Consider the following 15,245-nt stretch of genomic DNA (forward strand, 5'->3'; position numbering starts at 1 on the left):
GGCTGCGCCCACAGCGTCTTTCAGGCCGTGGGCGTGAAACCGCCCCCGACTCTGCAACTCATAAGCTTGTGAACGCGTAGTGCCAAGAACACTTTTGTCTCTTGTAACCCGTTGATATGACAAAATCTTTTTTGAACAACTGTCGAACTTGAGTTCAACGGACCATGCATGATCCGAAGCGATCCGTCCGCCTCGGCCGCCGGCTAGGGCGACCGCCGATCTGCTTATCGCAAGTGTCCTTGCCGCCTCGCTTGGGCATCAAAACCCGGGCAAAATAGGGCGTTGCGGTCTCGACCAACACTTTGGCCGGGTGATCGACAAAGCGATTTCTGTTGGTATCGTCACGGAGAATGCTGCGCCGTTCGATCCCTCGGCAGATGATGTGATGCAACGCCCCGGGGGCGCATCGATGCGTGCTTTTCGTGGCATGAGGTTTCCATTTCCTCGATGATGAAACAAAGAAACGCGCAAATTCAACACCGTCCCCTATTTCGCATTTACATACATATCAGTCTGCGTAGGGAATCTCTGAGCATACAATTTCGATGTTTGTTTTCGATAATAATTCAAGTAGTTCTGCTTTGCGGGCTTCTCTATTCCAGCGAGGTCCGATGATTATTTTTTCAATCGGTAGTTTTATGTCGGTCGAATCAAATACTTCGATGTATGGCACACGTCGTCCCTTATTTGATCTAAACTTGCGTACTTTTTCTGGCTTCAAACTAATACCATTCAATTTAGCAGACGTAATAATTTGGTCATCGATTAACGTCGGCAATGCGACCACCCTGACTTCATTTTCTTCGCAAAAACCAAAATGTTTATAGCGAGTTATGCACCTTACAAAAGGAAAATATCCTTTGGATGAATCAATTTGTTTTTTCTTACGAATATTATCATAATCAAAAAATGGTTTTGCTATATCAGCAAGGATTTGTAGATCTTCCGACAGCTCTTCTTTTAGCTTTTGTTCGTTATCACTGTAGATTAAATCGGCAAGAAAAACGGTGACGTACTCATAACTCATAAATTCTCGATCGAGTATTTCCTCTAATTTTTTGGTGTCGAATATTAAAGCAGCACCGCCTCCTGCTCCATAACCACGCCATTGGCTCAATAGGCCGTTATCGGCAACGATTTGCTTTTCAGGTTCACCGCAAAATGAAAGAATATAAATTTCGTCCCCAAGTGCGCTGTACTGTGCATCAATTAAGGCCTCGGTATCATGTTGAGCAATGTGGTCAAGACCTCCATGCTCCTGGATTTTGCTCTTTAGTGACGGTTTAAGCGCAGTTAACTGTTGATAAGTTTCACGAGCAACAGGATAGATTAAAGACACCAGTTTATCCCTAAATGAAACAAGTTCAGAATAATCATTCAAGAATTTATAGTTTGTAGCCCACAATGATTGTGTCTGAAGAATTTCCTTAAGTCCTTGCCAGGTGGTGTAGTGATACAACTTTTTATAAATTTCGGACGTTCTTTCCATCTTGTCTTCCTATTTCGTATACTCAACGCTCGGCATAATGAAAAATGGGACGCTAATTCATTGTTGACTTACTTCCGACGGTCCACATTCAGACTGCCCGCCACTTCGCTTCCGGATATCCATAAGTCTCGAACAGGTACGCGACCGATCAGGGCGCATGCACGTGCCACCCCGGGGCGTCTGACAACCGCTTTGCGCTCGCCTGGCAACAAAGAAACAACGTCCCCATTTGCCAGAGTATAGAAGGGTTCTGCTATTTATATAGATGGATCCTAGCAACCATGATGCTCCCTCGGACTCTAATACCTTGAAGTCGAACAAAATCCCATCCCTCGTTTCCGAAGGTCTCACTTATTGATTTCGGAACATTAACTGAGAGCATCTTCCAGTCGGCCACCGTAGGAGTTGGCTGAACAAAAATAGTCCACTCATCATCTTTAAACTTGGTGTTATTTTGAGAACCAATTTTTATGTTGAGCCACACTTGTTGTTTACTATCACCAGACGTCTTTTTAACATACGCTGATATATATAAACTATAGTCTTCTCCAGGTTTTACGATATATTCCACCACGGTGCAGTCATTGTAAGAATGGTCAATTTCTCTATCCATTCTGTATCGTTTGAAGGATTCAATGTTCAATATCTTGATAAAATTAGTATCACTAACAATTTGAACGTTTGGCTTCTCTTGTTCGGGATTTTCTGGTGTTATTATCCATCCTTTGTTTTCGATTTGACTTGTCTTATAATCAAAGTCAATTGTATACTTGAGTATTATGGTACTATCACTGCTTCTAAAACCATAATTAAAGGTTAGTTGTTTGGCTGTATGAACAGGTGTGCTTGGATCGGCATGGGTTATGTCTTCAAGTATAGGATCTGCATGGTATTGTTCGTTTACAATAGAGATGATTTCGTCTATCTCTTGTGTGTAAACATACGCTTTCTCCTCATCTAATCCGAGTTCGTTTGCCACCTGCGAAATCATTCGAAGCAAATCAGGGCGTGAATCAATTTGAAGTGCCGTAAGGGTAGAAATAGGAGCAGGCAGGATTTCATTTGATGTTTTTGAAGGTAAGAGTAGAATCATGGATCGAGCAGCTCCCCACCTGGCACCCAACTCAAAAAGTACCCAAACAGACTGAACGCTATATTGGGTAATCAATCCTATAAATATAGGTGAATCAAGAAGTTCATGGCGCAAGCTATCGTCTATACGTACTCCTCCATCCAGTCCATAACCTTCGACGCTGGTGCAACGGATATCCTCAGCTTCGAGCTTCTTTAGCGAAAGCCTCAGCAATCGCACTATTCCCTGAGCAACTCTCTTATCTATTTTACTGTGGCTGATGAATATCTTTGGCATTCAGTGTTTTCTCCCTGCAAACCTCTTTACGGAAGGAAAAAGATCCAGAGCCCTTGCACGTCGGCCGACAACGATTAAGATACATCATTACTACTTTTTTTGCACGACTATTCATTCGAATTGGGATGAAGGGGGACGGGGTTGATTTTGTGCGTTTCTATTCTTCAACGGACCATGCATGATCCGAAGCGATCCGTCCGGCTCTGCTGCCGGCCCTGCTGACCGCCGATCCGCCTAACTTAAGTTTCCTTGCCACCCCGGTTGCGGGTAAGCGCAATTCATGAACAGCCCAGTGGAAAAGGGATGAAGGCTCCTCTTGGCTCTTCTCATGTTGCTGATCGCTGCTATGGAGTCCTTGCGTGGTCGGCGTAATCGAGCCACCCTGTTATCCGGTGAGAAGTCGGCTCATGGACACGGACACCGGGAACCGACCCGTTCTCGTTCTCAAGTTCCGCTTGGGAACGAAACGCCGTGAGAGCTATGCTCCCGGTAACACACGCGTTCCCAAGTGCAACTTGGGAACGAGGGATAAACCGCCCCTACTTGGGAACGAGGGATACATTCAACCGATCGTCATCGCACCGGAAGATCTTCCGTCTTTCGATCCCTCTGACGATCACACGATGCAGCGCCCCCCGGCGCCTCTATTCCTGCTTTCCGTGGCATGGTCCTCTACTATCAAGCAATATGAATTCTTATAAAGTTTAAAAGCATGGATGTCCCCGATTCGTTCCATGATCGCGCGCCGGTCGCCACTGAAGATCATCAAAACACCCCATTCGTAGACCCGGCGAATTTCTCGATCCGTTCGAGGTCGGGTCTTTTCCGGTTTCCGTCTCCGTCGCTTCTATCCCGAATTCCTTACTCAACGTTGCAGAAAAAGGAAAGAATAGTTATAATCGTCTTACTCCAGTCTTACCAACTACGAGGAGGCGATTATGGAGAAGACACGGTTGTCCAACAAGGGCCAGATCGTTATCCCTAAAGCGATTCGTGAACTCCACGGCTGGAAGTCGGGGCTCGAGTTCGTCATTGAGAATACAGGCGACGGCATCAAGCTCAGGCCGATCAAACCGTATAAGCAGACGAGAATCGACGAAGCGATAGGCTGCGTGGGTTATGAGGGTCCCAGGAAGTCGTTGAAGGATATGGAATCCGCCATAGCGAAAGGGGCTAAGGAGAGCAGATGACTGCCGTCGATACGAACCTCCTGGTCCGATTGCTGACCAACGATGATCCGGGTCAGGCAAAACGTGCGGCGAAGGTAATCGAGAGCGACGATATCCTGATTCCCAAAACCGTGCTGCTGGAAGCGGAGTGGGTATTACGGCATGCCTACGGAATCGACGGGAAAGCCATTAGTCGAGGTTTCCAGAAAGTGTTAGGGCTTCCCAATGTCCGTGTTGAAGATCAGCAGGCCGTCGTTCAGGCCATCTCATGGTATGAACTCGGTTTTGATTTTGCCGATGCGCTCCACCTGGCTTCAAGTATCGAGGCGGACAAATTCGTGACATTTGACCGCTCGTTCATCAAAAAAGCTCGAGAACATGGCTTATTGGACATTGCCCTGCCGTAGCTTGGTAGGCGCACCCAAGGGCGCTCAACTACGTAACGGATTGATTGTATCGTCAGGGCGGGCAAACCGGGCTCAGGCCTTGCTGCTTGACATTCTTTAGGGTGAATTCCCTCCGTGGTTGTACCTTGGAGAACCCGATTTTCCGGCGCCCGCTATCACCGTTGAGCGGGGACCATGAGCTGAAATGGGGCATAATCGATCCCCGTCTTTCCCACAGGTGTTCATCCTCATACGCATGACCTAAAAACCGCCGCCGGTGCGAAAACCGCCACCGCCGAAACCGCCGCCGCCGCGAAAACCGCCGCCACCGAAGCCGCCAAAACCACGCCCGGATCGGCCGACATGGGGTACATCCCACTTTTGGGCGCGGTCGATGCGGTCCCAGGCGCCGCCCGACGACAGGCTGCCGCGCAGGATCTCTCCCAACAGGATACCCAACCCGAGGTTGGAGGGAAAAGTGGAATGGCGGGCGTCGTAGTTGCTGCGGCGGAACTTTTCGCGAAGTGCAGCAAGCTCTTCCAACGCATTGCGCTGCTGCTCCAGATTTCTTTTTAGCTCGGAAATACGGTCGGTTAAGGTCTTTTGCGCCTGCTGCAGTTGGTGAAGGCGCATCACGATGGCATCGTCCGCGGGCCGGGGTGTGCTTCGGGCCTGCTCGAACAGCGCGATGATGTCTTCACGCTCGAGTTCGTCGACCATCATGGCGACGGCCGTTCGCGTGTATTCATCCTCTCCGGCGCCAAAGTCGTTCTTTTGGCGCAGCAGTTCCCGGTATCGCTTCTCCTCGGTTTCAATCTCTTCATTGACTTCCTGAAGCTGTTTCTCCGCCGTACCCAGCGCAGCCTGCAATGGGACCGCACCGTCCTTTTCGGCGGCCTGTCTTTCCATTTCCAGTAAGGATTGCCGTTGGCGATCGGCCTCCTCGGCCGCCTGGGTGGCATGCTCTCTTAAGCGCCGGGGAAGTTCGTTTAGCATGTGGTAGTCGGCGCGCGTTTCCTTGAAGCGGATGAGCCGGGCTACCCATTCGTCCAGCATGCGGACAATACCGCCGTGCGCGTAGTCGGGCGTGAGGTACCCGCGGGCCCACAGGTACATAAAAAGCTCATCGTCCTGGTAAGGCTTGCCCTTGCTGGACAGGTCGGCCTCGGACTGGGATGCTTTTTCATCCGCCCGCTGGGCTAATAGAACGGCAGCGGCCGTTTTTTCATCTTGGCGCCGATAGCCTTCGGTCTTTTCCAGCGCCGACTTGCTGTTCTCGAGCCGTTCCTGGAGGGCATCCGCGGCCCTGTCACGTGTATCGCAGCGGGTCTCGCGCTGCCGATTCAACATATCGAGGCGCTGTTGCACCTGAACGATATCCTTTTCGAGCGTTTCCAAAGCCTGTTTGTGCTGGTCCATGAGAGCCGGTATAGCCAAATGGGCCTTATTCAGGCGGTCCGTCACAGTACCGGCTTTGATCTCATCGAGCCTGAACTTGGCCAGGTCCCGGTACTGCTCCGCCGTTTCCATGCGCGACCGGTTTAACTGCGAGGTCAGGTCGTCCATCTCCCGGTCGGCGTCCGCAATCCGGGACTGGGCCTGCAGCACATGGTTGTCGATTTCCCTTAGCGTGTCTCTGCCGGTGATCATTTTATGAAACTCCTCCTAGACAAGGGCATTTGATGACAAGGGACAATTGGCGGCAGGCCTGCGATCGGATGTCCGTGGCCGTACGGACGATCTTTTTTCCCGCCTGACGGCCTCAACACATGAGCCGAAATCCGCAAAGCGGGTTTACCACTGGGTAATGGCGCCGCCCGTGGTCGGGATCGTATACTGGGGGTTCAAGTACCCGCGTTTCTTGAGCCCGAACACATTGCGATCGATGATGCCGTTGTCTAACTTGTCGCGTTTGACCTGCTCGAAAACGGCCGGTTCGACACGCAACCCCCACTGCTCGACGGTAGAGGTCTTCCCGTCCTCTTCGCTGGTGACAGGCAGAGAAAGAAGTTTGCCGTCGGTAGTAACGGCCTCGACGATAATGTAGTAGTTGCGCGCATTGGGGTTGTTCTGGGGGACCCTCCATACGCCGCTGGGCGCGCCCGGACGGGAAACGATGCGCAACCGGTACTGCAGAATCAACCGAGCGTAAAGCTGCCCGAGGGCTGCATACCCTTTGTTCACGGCCTCGACATCCCGGCGTGATACGCTTGCCATGGCGTCCTCGTAAAGCGCTTCAGCCTGGTTCCGGGCCGCATCCTCATGGGCCTCGGCCAGCACCCGGTCCCGCTGATCGGCCAGCTTTGCCGGCATGGCCTCGAGTTCCTGCAGGGCTCGCTGCTGCTGTTGCAGGGAGCGATTCTGCGGCGCCACCACGGCGTAGTGGTAGACCAGGTAAATCGCCAGCATAGCGGCAATCACCAGCGCTCCCCGTTTAGCCCAACGCCCCCGGTTGACGTACAAGCGGGCAAGGGTCAGCTGGAAACTCCGTTGCGGGGGTCGGTAGGCAAAACGCTCTTCCCGAAGGGCTCTCACGCCGTCGGCGATGACCTCGTCGGATACCGTGAGCCCCTGTCCGGCGTAAATAGTGCGGATCTTTTCGATCAGGGCCCGGTCGTGGTCCTCGGCCCCCAGTTCCCGGTCGACAACGGACTGCTGGTGCCGGAGCGTGTCCACCACATCCATGGCCAACATGACTTCGTTGAGATCGCTCTTTCGAGTTTGACCGGTGTCACTCATTGCTCAGTTGCTTTCCGGCGACGGTCAACTGCACCATGCGCCGCTTGCCGTCTTCCACCGCCCGGCGGATCTCTTGTTCGTTGCGGGTGCTCAATTCGCGCATTTCGGCAATCAGCGAGCGGGACTTTTCCTGGAAATTGATCACCGAGTCGAGTAGTTTCTTAACGCTTTCGGCCTTGGTGGTGGGCCCGAAACCGGCACGCAACGCCTCCTCCTGTACCTGGCCGCCCACGTCAGCCAGAGTCTCCAGGCTCCGGTTGATACCCTCCTTCATGGCATTCAAGGTTTCGGTGCTTTCGTGCAGCCCTTGCAGGCTGGTGAAAGAGGCGTTTAAGGCCGTAAACACCGTCTCGTTGGTGCCGAAAAAAGAGACTGCCTGGGAGTAAAGGCGTTCTTTGGCGTCAGAGGTCTGCGCCAGACGCGCCATAACCACTTCGGTGGTGTTGTAGCTCACCGACAGGTTCTCGGCCAGGTCCTTGGCAATTTGGTAGCGCTTGTCTTCCTCCTGCAGTTCGCGCAGGCGCTCGTCGCGAGCGAGCTCCAGCCTCGCAATCTGCTCGCGGTCTTGCCCGGTGTAGGTTTCCAGAGTTTTGGCGGCCTCTTCCAAGCGGGCCTTGGCCGTCTCGACGGCGGTTTCGGCTTTTTTGAGCACCTGGAAGGCCATGACCTGGGACTCTTTCAGCGCCCCCCGAAAATCCCGGTAGGACTCCAGGATCCGGGCCTCGCGCGTCATCTGGTCCCTGGTGTCGGCCGACACCTCCAGGTAGGTCTTCTTGATTTTACGAAAACGGCTGGGAATATCCCCCCGGGTGACCTTCATCCAGAAGTTGGAGAGCTGCTCCATGGTGTCGATTTTGCCGTCGCCGAGCTGTTCGACCATGGACTTGGCGTCGTCGCGGATGCTGTTAAAGGCATTGGTAATGATTTCAAAACGCTCGCCCACGTTCATGGCTGTAATCTGCTCGCGCACCACTTCGTTGAAGACCGTGGTGTTGCCGAGGGTGCGGGCGATGGCAATGGTTTTTTCCTCGTCCAGGTCGCTGATCCGGTTGATCAAAGCGACGACCGGCATCTCGTCCGGCTTTTCAGGCATCAGACCAAGCTCGCGCAGGCCATTCAGGGCCTTGTCAAGATACCGTAAAGGGGTTGAAATTGCATTGGCTGGATTCATTTCTACTCCTTTCCCTGTGAAATAAGACGGGCAATCGAGGGCGTTCGCACTCGTTCATCGAATCGGCCGTCACCTGTTCGGACGCACGCACACTCCCGCCGGGGCCGTATTCTCCGCCCGCAATTCCGATGGAATCGTCCGGTTCAGGAACGAACAGGATCTTCACTCCTTTATAGCCTTTTTTCACGTATCTGCCCAGTGCCTTCGCATAATTGTCGTTAAGGCACCGGGTGTCCACCTGGGGGATAAACAGTGATTCTGTGCGGCCTTAGGGAGAAGTTCAAGGGCATTATCGCCGGCATGAATGGTTTCCTCCGTAATGAAACGGTAATATGCTCTTGGCGCCATGGGGAGAGCTTCGCTCAAGCTCCGCGGCGTCTCTTCGAACATCAAGAGACAGCCCCCGCCGAAGCCGCGCCCGTGACCGAAGTCCAATGTGGGCTTGGGGACGGGGTTGATTTTGTGCGTTTCTATTCTTCAATGTACAATGCATGATCCGAGGCAATCTGTCTGCCTCTGCTGACCGCCCGGCTGAACGCCGATTTTTTCGCCCTCGTTCCCAAGTGAAACTTGGGAACGAGGGATGAAGTTCCACTTGAGAACGAGGGATAACATGGGCGTCCCCATTATGTCTTCGTTCCATCACTCGGCGGATGATGTGATGCAACGCCCCCGACGCATCAATGCGTGCTTTTCGTGGCATGAGGTTTCTATGTCATAGATGATGAAACAAAGAAACGCGCAAATTCAACCCCGTCCCCCTTTTTCTCACGGCATTCCCGGAGATCCCGCAGACGCAGCCTATGACGGAAACCCGTCATATTGCCAAGCGCACGCGGATGGAGTTAAAATGGGTAGGAGCTCAGAGCCCGGTTTCATGATAAGCAAGGGGGTCTCCGGACACAAATGCAAGCCGGGATTGTGTAGTATCCGGGATCGTACGTGTGGAACAGTGGGGCGCTCATCTCTCTGGAAAAGGAAGCGACCGGGTTGGGGATACAGCGCCTCTGGAAATGGACCCGCATAGGAACCGATTTCCCGGTGCGGGCGTGATTGAAGAAAAAGCGAAGCAATTGCAATGTCGCGGGCGGACTGCCCTGACGAAGCGCGCGCCTCTTCGATTGATTAAAGGGCATGTTTCGGCCGTACGCTAAGGACTCGAATTCCCGGAAGAAGGGCCAAGGCCAGGGGAAAATAGGCACGGTGTCCCCCGCATTCCCCGATCATTGCTGTCACCCCCAGGCGCTCGTTCCTATTCGGCACGGACGACGGTTGGAAATTATCGGCCGAACCATGTCCTCATAGGCACAACGCGCGCAATAAGGAACCGCGAATGAATACCCATCCACAATCGTTACGTGTCTTGTTCCTCGAGGACGTTCCCAGTGACGCCGAGCTGGCCATGCGCCTGTTGCGGCGGGCGGGGATCTCGTGCGAGGAGCGGGTAATCGAAACCCGGCAGGACATGCTCCGGGAACTGGACGTCTTCGGACCCGATATCATCCTTTCTGACTATACCATGCCGCAGTTCAGCGGCTTGGAGGCGCTCGAGATCCGGAACCAACGCGCGCCGGACCTGCCGTTTGTGATGGTCACCGTTTCCATCGACGAGCAGACCGCGGTTGAATGCATAAAGCGTGGAGCGGACGACTATGTCAACAAGGACCATCTCGCGCGTCTGCCGCGCGCGGTTAGAGCCGCGTTGGAGAAGAAGCGCCTCCAACTGGCTGAGCGCGAGGCGCAGGACGAGCTGAAACGCACAACGCAAGAATGGCGCGCGACTTTCGATGCCGTGCGCGACGGAGTGGCGCTGTTGGATGTGGACCGGAAGATCCTGCGGTGCAACAACGCCTTTCGCGAGATTGTGGGCAAGCCTTTGGACGATATCATCGGCCAGGCGGTCCACCGGGTCGTTCACGGGTTTGACCAGCCGCCCACCCAATGTCCCGCCCTACGCGCGAGCCGCTCGCTGCGGCGTGAGACCTGGCAGATCCCGGTCAACGACCGCTGGCTCGACCTCGTCGCGGATCCCATCCTCGGCGAGGACGGCCGACTCACCGGTATCGTTCACATAGTGGCGGACATCACCGAGCGCAAACAGGCCGAGGAAGCGCTTCGGGAAAGCGAGGAGAAGTATCGTCTCCTGTTCGAGAGTTCCCACGACCCCATCATGACCTTGGCGCCGCCTTCGTGGAAGTACACCAGTGGCAATGCTTCCGCCATCAGGTTGTTCCGTGCTTGCGACGAGAACGATTTCATTTCCAGGGCGCCCTGGGAGTATTCGCCGGAGCGCCAGGCCGACGGCATCCTGTCGTATGAAAAGGCGGGAGAAATGATCGACACGGCCATGCGAGACGGTTCGCATTTCTTCGAGTGGAGGCACAAGCGCCTGGACGGTGAGGAGTTTCCCGCGACGGTTCTGCTGACCCGGTTCGAGCTGAACGGCAGGACCCTGTTGCAGGCCACCGTGCGTGACATCTCGGAGTCCATGCGGCTGGAGGCCGAGAGGGAAAAACTGCGGGATCAACTGCTTCATGCCCAGAAAATGGAGTCCATCGGCCGCCTGGCCGGGGGCGTGGCGCATGATTTGAACAACTTGCTTTCCCCCATCCTGGGCTACAGCGAAATGTTACTGGAAGACCTGGGTAAACATGACGTGCGCCGTGAGTCGGTAGGTGAAATACTGCGGGCTGGAATTCGCGCCCGGGACCTGGTGCGTCAGCTGCTGGCCTTCAGCCGCAAGCAGACCCTGGAATTCAAATCGGTGAACATCAACCAGACGATCGAGGGCTTTGAAAAACTACTGCGCCGCACCATTCCTGAAGACATCGGGATACAGGTGATTTCGTCGCCCGAGATCCCCGCGGTCATGGCGGATGTCGGCCAGATCGAGCAAGTGATCATGAACCTGGCGGTCAACGCCGCTGACGCCATGCCGGGCGGCGGTAAGCTGACTATCGAGACCGCGGTGACAGACCTGGATGAAGCATATGCGGCAACGCATCCGGACGTGGAACCCGGACGGTACGTCAGACTGGCCTTTAGTGATACCGGATGCGGCATGGATGCCGAGACCCGCCGTCGTATTTTCGAGCCTTTCTTTTCCACGAAGGGCGAGCGGGGGACGGGTCTGGGCTTGGCCACGGTTTACGGCATCGTAAAACAGCACGGCGGCAATATCTGGATTTACAGCGAACCCGGCAACGGAACTACTTTCAAGATCTACCTGCCCGTTGCCGAGAAAGCGGACATCGGAGAGAGCACCGGCAAGAAGACGACCACGGATCTAAGAGGCTCTGAAACCGTTCTGCTGGTTGAGGATGAAGAGCAGGTCCGCGTCCTGGCTAACGCCATACTCACGCGGCAGGGCTATGCGGTGCTGGTGGCAAAGCACAGCGCCGAGGCGCTTCTGGTGTTGGAAGGGCACAACGGCGCGGTGAACCTGTTGTTGACCGACGTTGTCATGCCCGGAATGAACGGAAGGGAGCTGTACAACAGGTGCGTTGAGAAGCATCCGGACCTGAAGGTGCTGTATATGTCCGGCTACACCGACAATGTCATCGCTCACCGCGGTGTCTTGGAGGAAGGGGTTCATTTCATCCAAAAACCCTTTTCGGTCCAGACCTTAGCCTCCAAAGTGAGGGAGGCGTTGGAGAGAGATTGAGTGCGTGGGACGGGCATGAAAGGTAATCAAGTCTACTCTTGGAGCTTGATGTCCATGATCCTAATTAAGTGCATGCTTTTATATAGAATTTATCTGCCCATCTCGCTTTGGCCAAGATGGTTTTGGGGCTGTCTATTCGCGGCGACTCGATAGAGCCATCGAGAATCGCCGCCGTGCGTTAATCCATTACGGCCCGGAAAAACTCCCCAGGATATTTACATGGGTCGAAACGTCCAATCCCGGACCTACCGGAATCTCCTGCCCGCCATGTGTGGGCTTGGGGACGGGGTTGATTTTGTGCGTTTCTATTCTTCAAGGTGGGCTTGGGGACGGGGTTGATTTTGTGCGTTTCTATTCTTCAAGGGACAATATATTATCCGAAGCGATCTGTCTGCCTCTGCTTACAGCCCTGCTGACCGCCGGTTTTTTCGCTTTCGTTCCCAAGTGAAACTTGGGAAGAGAGATAGCATGGGCGTCCCCATTATGTCTTCGTTCCATCACTCGGCAGATGATGTGATGCAACGCCCCCGGCGCGTCCATGCGTGCTTTTAGCGGCATGAAGTTTCCATTTCATAGACGATGAAACAAAGAAACGCGCAAATTCAACCCCGTCCCCCCTTTTCATAGCGGCCACGGATGGGAAAACATATAAGGTGGAAGATTTCAGCACAATTGCTGAAAGCCCGCGCAACGTGGGTTTTGCACTCCAAATACGTTGACGAGGTCGCGTTTTTGTGCCATACGTGCCTTTCCCTTTTCGGGCAATGCATATCAATTCGGTATAGAACTATGGTGAGATGAAAAATGGAAACCAAAACGAACAAATTGCAGGGATTTCAGAGGAAATACCTGAGAGGTATCGCCCACGACATGAAACCGGTGGTCTTTATCGGTAAGAAAGGGCTTACCGAGGGGTTGGACCGCTCCATAAACGATGCATTGACGGCCCATGAACTCATCAAGGTGAAATACATCGACTTCAAGGACAAGGAAAACAAGACGGAGATCTCCGGCATTATCGAGGAGACCCATGACTGCCAAATGGTGGGTATGATCGGTCACACAGCCATCTTCTACCGCCAACACCCGGACGAGGAAAAACGCAAAATCGCCGTTCCTTCGAGTTAGTCCGAGGGCCCCGACGTATCTTTCCCTATCCCTCTTTTCCCTCAGCACTCCTGTCTCGACCTATGGGGCTATCTATGTGGGAGTTTACTCAAGAGGCTCGTTTACCGACAAGGCGTCAACGGCCCGCAAGATCCCCATCGTCATCCGCGGGGACCCCTTGAGCCGGAACGTGTGTGAAGAGGTTTAAAGCGATTGTCCAGCCAACTATGCTATCGAAGGCGTCCGTAATTGCGTCCAATTAAATGCGCATTCGACGAGGGCCCTTGGCGACATTTCCATAAAGGTTCCCGGTCGGAAGCGCGAGACCTCATTTCGCGTCGACGGGGACGCTAGCCAATTCGTAAAGAGGCATCAAACGATTGAACAGGGTTGATATCTCCTCCACAATATTTTCTCCTTTGGCCAGCGTTTCCTCTTTGCTCGTCACCTTCTGAATTCTAAGATCGATCTGTCTTGAATCGGATAATGCCGCCAAAAAGGAGGATAGGGACTCGATCTTGTTCTGTATTTTATCGCTCTTCAACTCCCAATCCTTGTCATGGACCGTGATATCATGGGTGAAGCTTTTCATCGAAGCATCGTGGATTATAAGGTCATGGGCCACAACGATCTGTTTCAGCCAGTTTTCATTTTCCTTTCTGGCCAGCCAGATCTTGAAAGGATTCCAGCCTTCCAATTCATCCCTTCTATCGGCAGCTGAACGCTGAATATGGATGCCGTAATACAGACTCTTCTGATCGACCCGAGCAAAAAAACCGATGCCGTAATTAGAGCCCTGTCGGTTGTGTCGTTTCCCATCCATCCAGTGAACTTCGGGCTGCCTCAAAATCGCCCGTGAGCTAAAAGCTGTTCTCCCGGTACGGAGTTGCTTAATCACAGCGCTGCCGATATTGTCTTGACGCCGCCAATCCGTATCCTTGGAAGTATCCTTAAAGTCCGCGGATTTGAATCCGGAGAATCCTGCACTTCCTTTCTTCTTATGTTCTTTACGCTTTTGTTGTTTTTCATCTTTTTCCTGCTTCTCGGACTCTTTTTCCCGCGTCATTCTTTCAATTATTCTGCTCTGCAGATCTACGGTCGTGACGATCTCGTTTCCATCTTTCCATCGAATTAACATTGAGTCGTCGTCAATTGAAATGACCTCGTAAATGCCTTTCATATTTTCATACATGAGTCCGACTTCGAATTTTAATAGATTCGCCATGTTTCCTCCTAATATTCCTTGTCGATGTTTACCATTACCATGGGCTTGGAAGAAAAAGTAACGGTGGACAGGGCAAGGCTTTGTAAGTGTACGCGTAATATTGCCGTGATTGTCGGTTAACGACAAGCAGTTCGTCATCGTCAAAAAACAGCTTCGTCGAGCGATCTTCAGAAGAACGGTATGACGCCATCACCGGTTCAGCGATTTTGGTGGCATGCAGTTCGGTGGGAAACAGGTCGGCGGAGCGAAGTTGCGACCGGAAGCAAAATTAGAGGAAGCCTGAATGTGTTTTGCCGGCGGCGCTTTCCGCCGCGTCTATCGCCATCACCTCCCTAATGTCCACTTCACCGCTTGTCAGTGTGGGGGCGAGCCTCACTGAAACGATTATTCCAGCCCTGATCCGGATTTCCGAAGGTACCGCTGTTATATCCTGCGTCTCTCTTTTCTGAAACTAGTTTGAGGGTGATTTGTTGGAAATTCACACCCGGATCTCGTCTATCCATCGCACATGTGCCAGCATGAGTGCAATTGTACTATCTTTATTTAAAATAAGCACGAAATATTTAAAAATCATGAATTCCGTGCAGATTTCAAACGGAATAGCAAATATGTGAATGAATCTGTATCGTTCGGGGGAGGCTCGAGATTCTGATTTCGAAGCCGAGTAACCGTCACACAAGATCAACTTGAGCCAAGAGAAGATTTGCTCCGTTGGCTCAGCCTCGACCAGCCGTCATTCCGCTGTATCCGGGAAATAGTTCGGAGACCGTGGAGTCGGTGTGCAATTCAGTCGTTACACTCGTTGCAACAGCTGCTGCTGATGGGAAACCTCCGAGGTGGAATAGTTCAAACCAGACATCCCGTGGCGCTCAAAGCGATCCAAATTGTCCCTGTCCGTTCTAAGCAGAACAAACCCAGTTTTTCAT

Annotated in this window: 11 protein-coding genes; 4 read left to right on the forward strand and 7 right to left on the reverse strand. The window is 53.0% G+C overall.

Features of this window, described 5'->3' with window-relative positions:
• Positions 1–508: 508 nt before the first annotated feature.
• Both HY788_08260 and HY788_08265 read right to left on the reverse strand, forming a co-directional pair.
• Positions 509–1,489: a DUF2971 domain-containing protein gene (locus tag HY788_08260; GenBank protein ID MBI4774157.1), complete on the reverse strand. Its 981-nt coding sequence runs from the start codon at positions 1,487–1,489 to the stop codon at positions 509–511.
• 253 nt (positions 1,490–1,742) lie between these two features.
• Complete coding sequence (locus HY788_08265; GenBank protein MBI4774158.1) at positions 1,743–2,858, reverse strand: toll/interleukin-1 receptor domain-containing protein; 1,116 nt, start codon at positions 2,856–2,858, stop codon at positions 1,743–1,745.
• A 938-nt stretch (positions 2,859–3,796) separates the two neighbouring features.
• On the opposite strand from HY788_08265, the gene HY788_08270 reads away from it, so the two are divergent.
• Together HY788_08270 and HY788_08275 are read left to right on the forward strand one after the other, a co-directional pair.
• Positions 3,797–4,048, forward strand: coding sequence for an AbrB/MazE/SpoVT family DNA-binding domain-containing protein (locus HY788_08270; GenBank protein MBI4774159.1), 252 nt, complete (start codon positions 3,797–3,799; stop codon positions 4,046–4,048).
• Entirely contained in the window at positions 4,045–4,434 is a 390-nt protein-coding gene (locus tag HY788_08275; GenBank protein MBI4774160.1) for a type II toxin-antitoxin system VapC family toxin, read from the forward strand. Before HY788_08270 ends, HY788_08275 begins: the two co-directional genes overlap by 4 nt.
• A 240-nt stretch (positions 4,435–4,674) precedes the next feature.
• On the opposite strand, the gene HY788_08280 is transcribed toward HY788_08275, so the two are convergent.
• The 3 genes from HY788_08280 to HY788_08290 all read right to left on the reverse strand — a co-directional run bounded on the left by HY788_08280 (position 4,675) and on the right by HY788_08290 (position 8,323).
• The gene (locus HY788_08280; GenBank protein ID MBI4774161.1) at positions 4,675–6,063 is read right to left on the reverse strand and encodes a hypothetical protein; all 1,389 of its coding nucleotides are present in this window, start codon (positions 6,061–6,063) and stop codon (positions 4,675–4,677) included.
• 144 nt (positions 6,064–6,207) lie between these two features.
• Positions 6,208–7,152 (reverse strand): hypothetical protein, encoded by a 945-nt coding sequence (locus HY788_08285; protein ID MBI4774162.1) that lies wholly within the window; start codon positions 7,150–7,152, stop codon positions 6,208–6,210.
• Positions 7,145–8,323, reverse strand: a complete 1,179-nt coding sequence (locus HY788_08290) for a cell surface protein (GenBank protein MBI4774163.1) — start codon at positions 8,321–8,323, stop codon at positions 7,145–7,147. The genes HY788_08285 and HY788_08290 overlap by 8 nt, the downstream gene beginning before the upstream one ends.
• Before the next feature lie 1,333 nt (positions 8,324–9,656).
• Here HY788_08290 and HY788_08295 point away from each other — a divergent pair.
• A complete protein-coding gene (locus HY788_08295; GenBank protein ID MBI4774164.1) occupies positions 9,657–11,987 on the forward strand; it encodes a response regulator in 2,331 nt (776 codons plus the stop codon).
• A gap of 351 nt (positions 11,988–12,338) precedes the next feature.
• On the opposite strand, the gene HY788_08300 is transcribed toward HY788_08295, so the two are convergent.
• Entirely contained in the window at positions 12,339–12,545 is a 207-nt protein-coding gene (locus HY788_08300; protein MBI4774165.1) for a hypothetical protein, read from the reverse strand.
• Positions 12,546–12,791: 246 nt separating this feature from the next.
• On the opposite strand from HY788_08300, the gene HY788_08305 reads away from it, so the two are divergent.
• Positions 12,792–13,115, forward strand: a complete 324-nt coding sequence (locus tag HY788_08305) for a YhbY family RNA-binding protein (protein MBI4774166.1) — start codon at positions 12,792–12,794, stop codon at positions 13,113–13,115.
• Between the two features lie 307 nt (positions 13,116–13,422).
• Here HY788_08305 and HY788_08310 read toward each other — a convergent pair whose 3' ends face one another.
• Positions 13,423–14,445, reverse strand: coding sequence for a hypothetical protein (locus tag HY788_08310; protein ID MBI4774167.1), 1,023 nt, complete (start codon positions 14,443–14,445; stop codon positions 13,423–13,425).
• Positions 14,446–15,245 lie beyond the last annotated feature (800 nt).

The sequence above is a fragment of the Deltaproteobacteria bacterium genome (assembly GCA_016208165.1).
Classification (GTDB): Bacteria; Desulfobacterota; Desulfarculia; order JACQYL01; family JACQYL01; genus JACQYL01.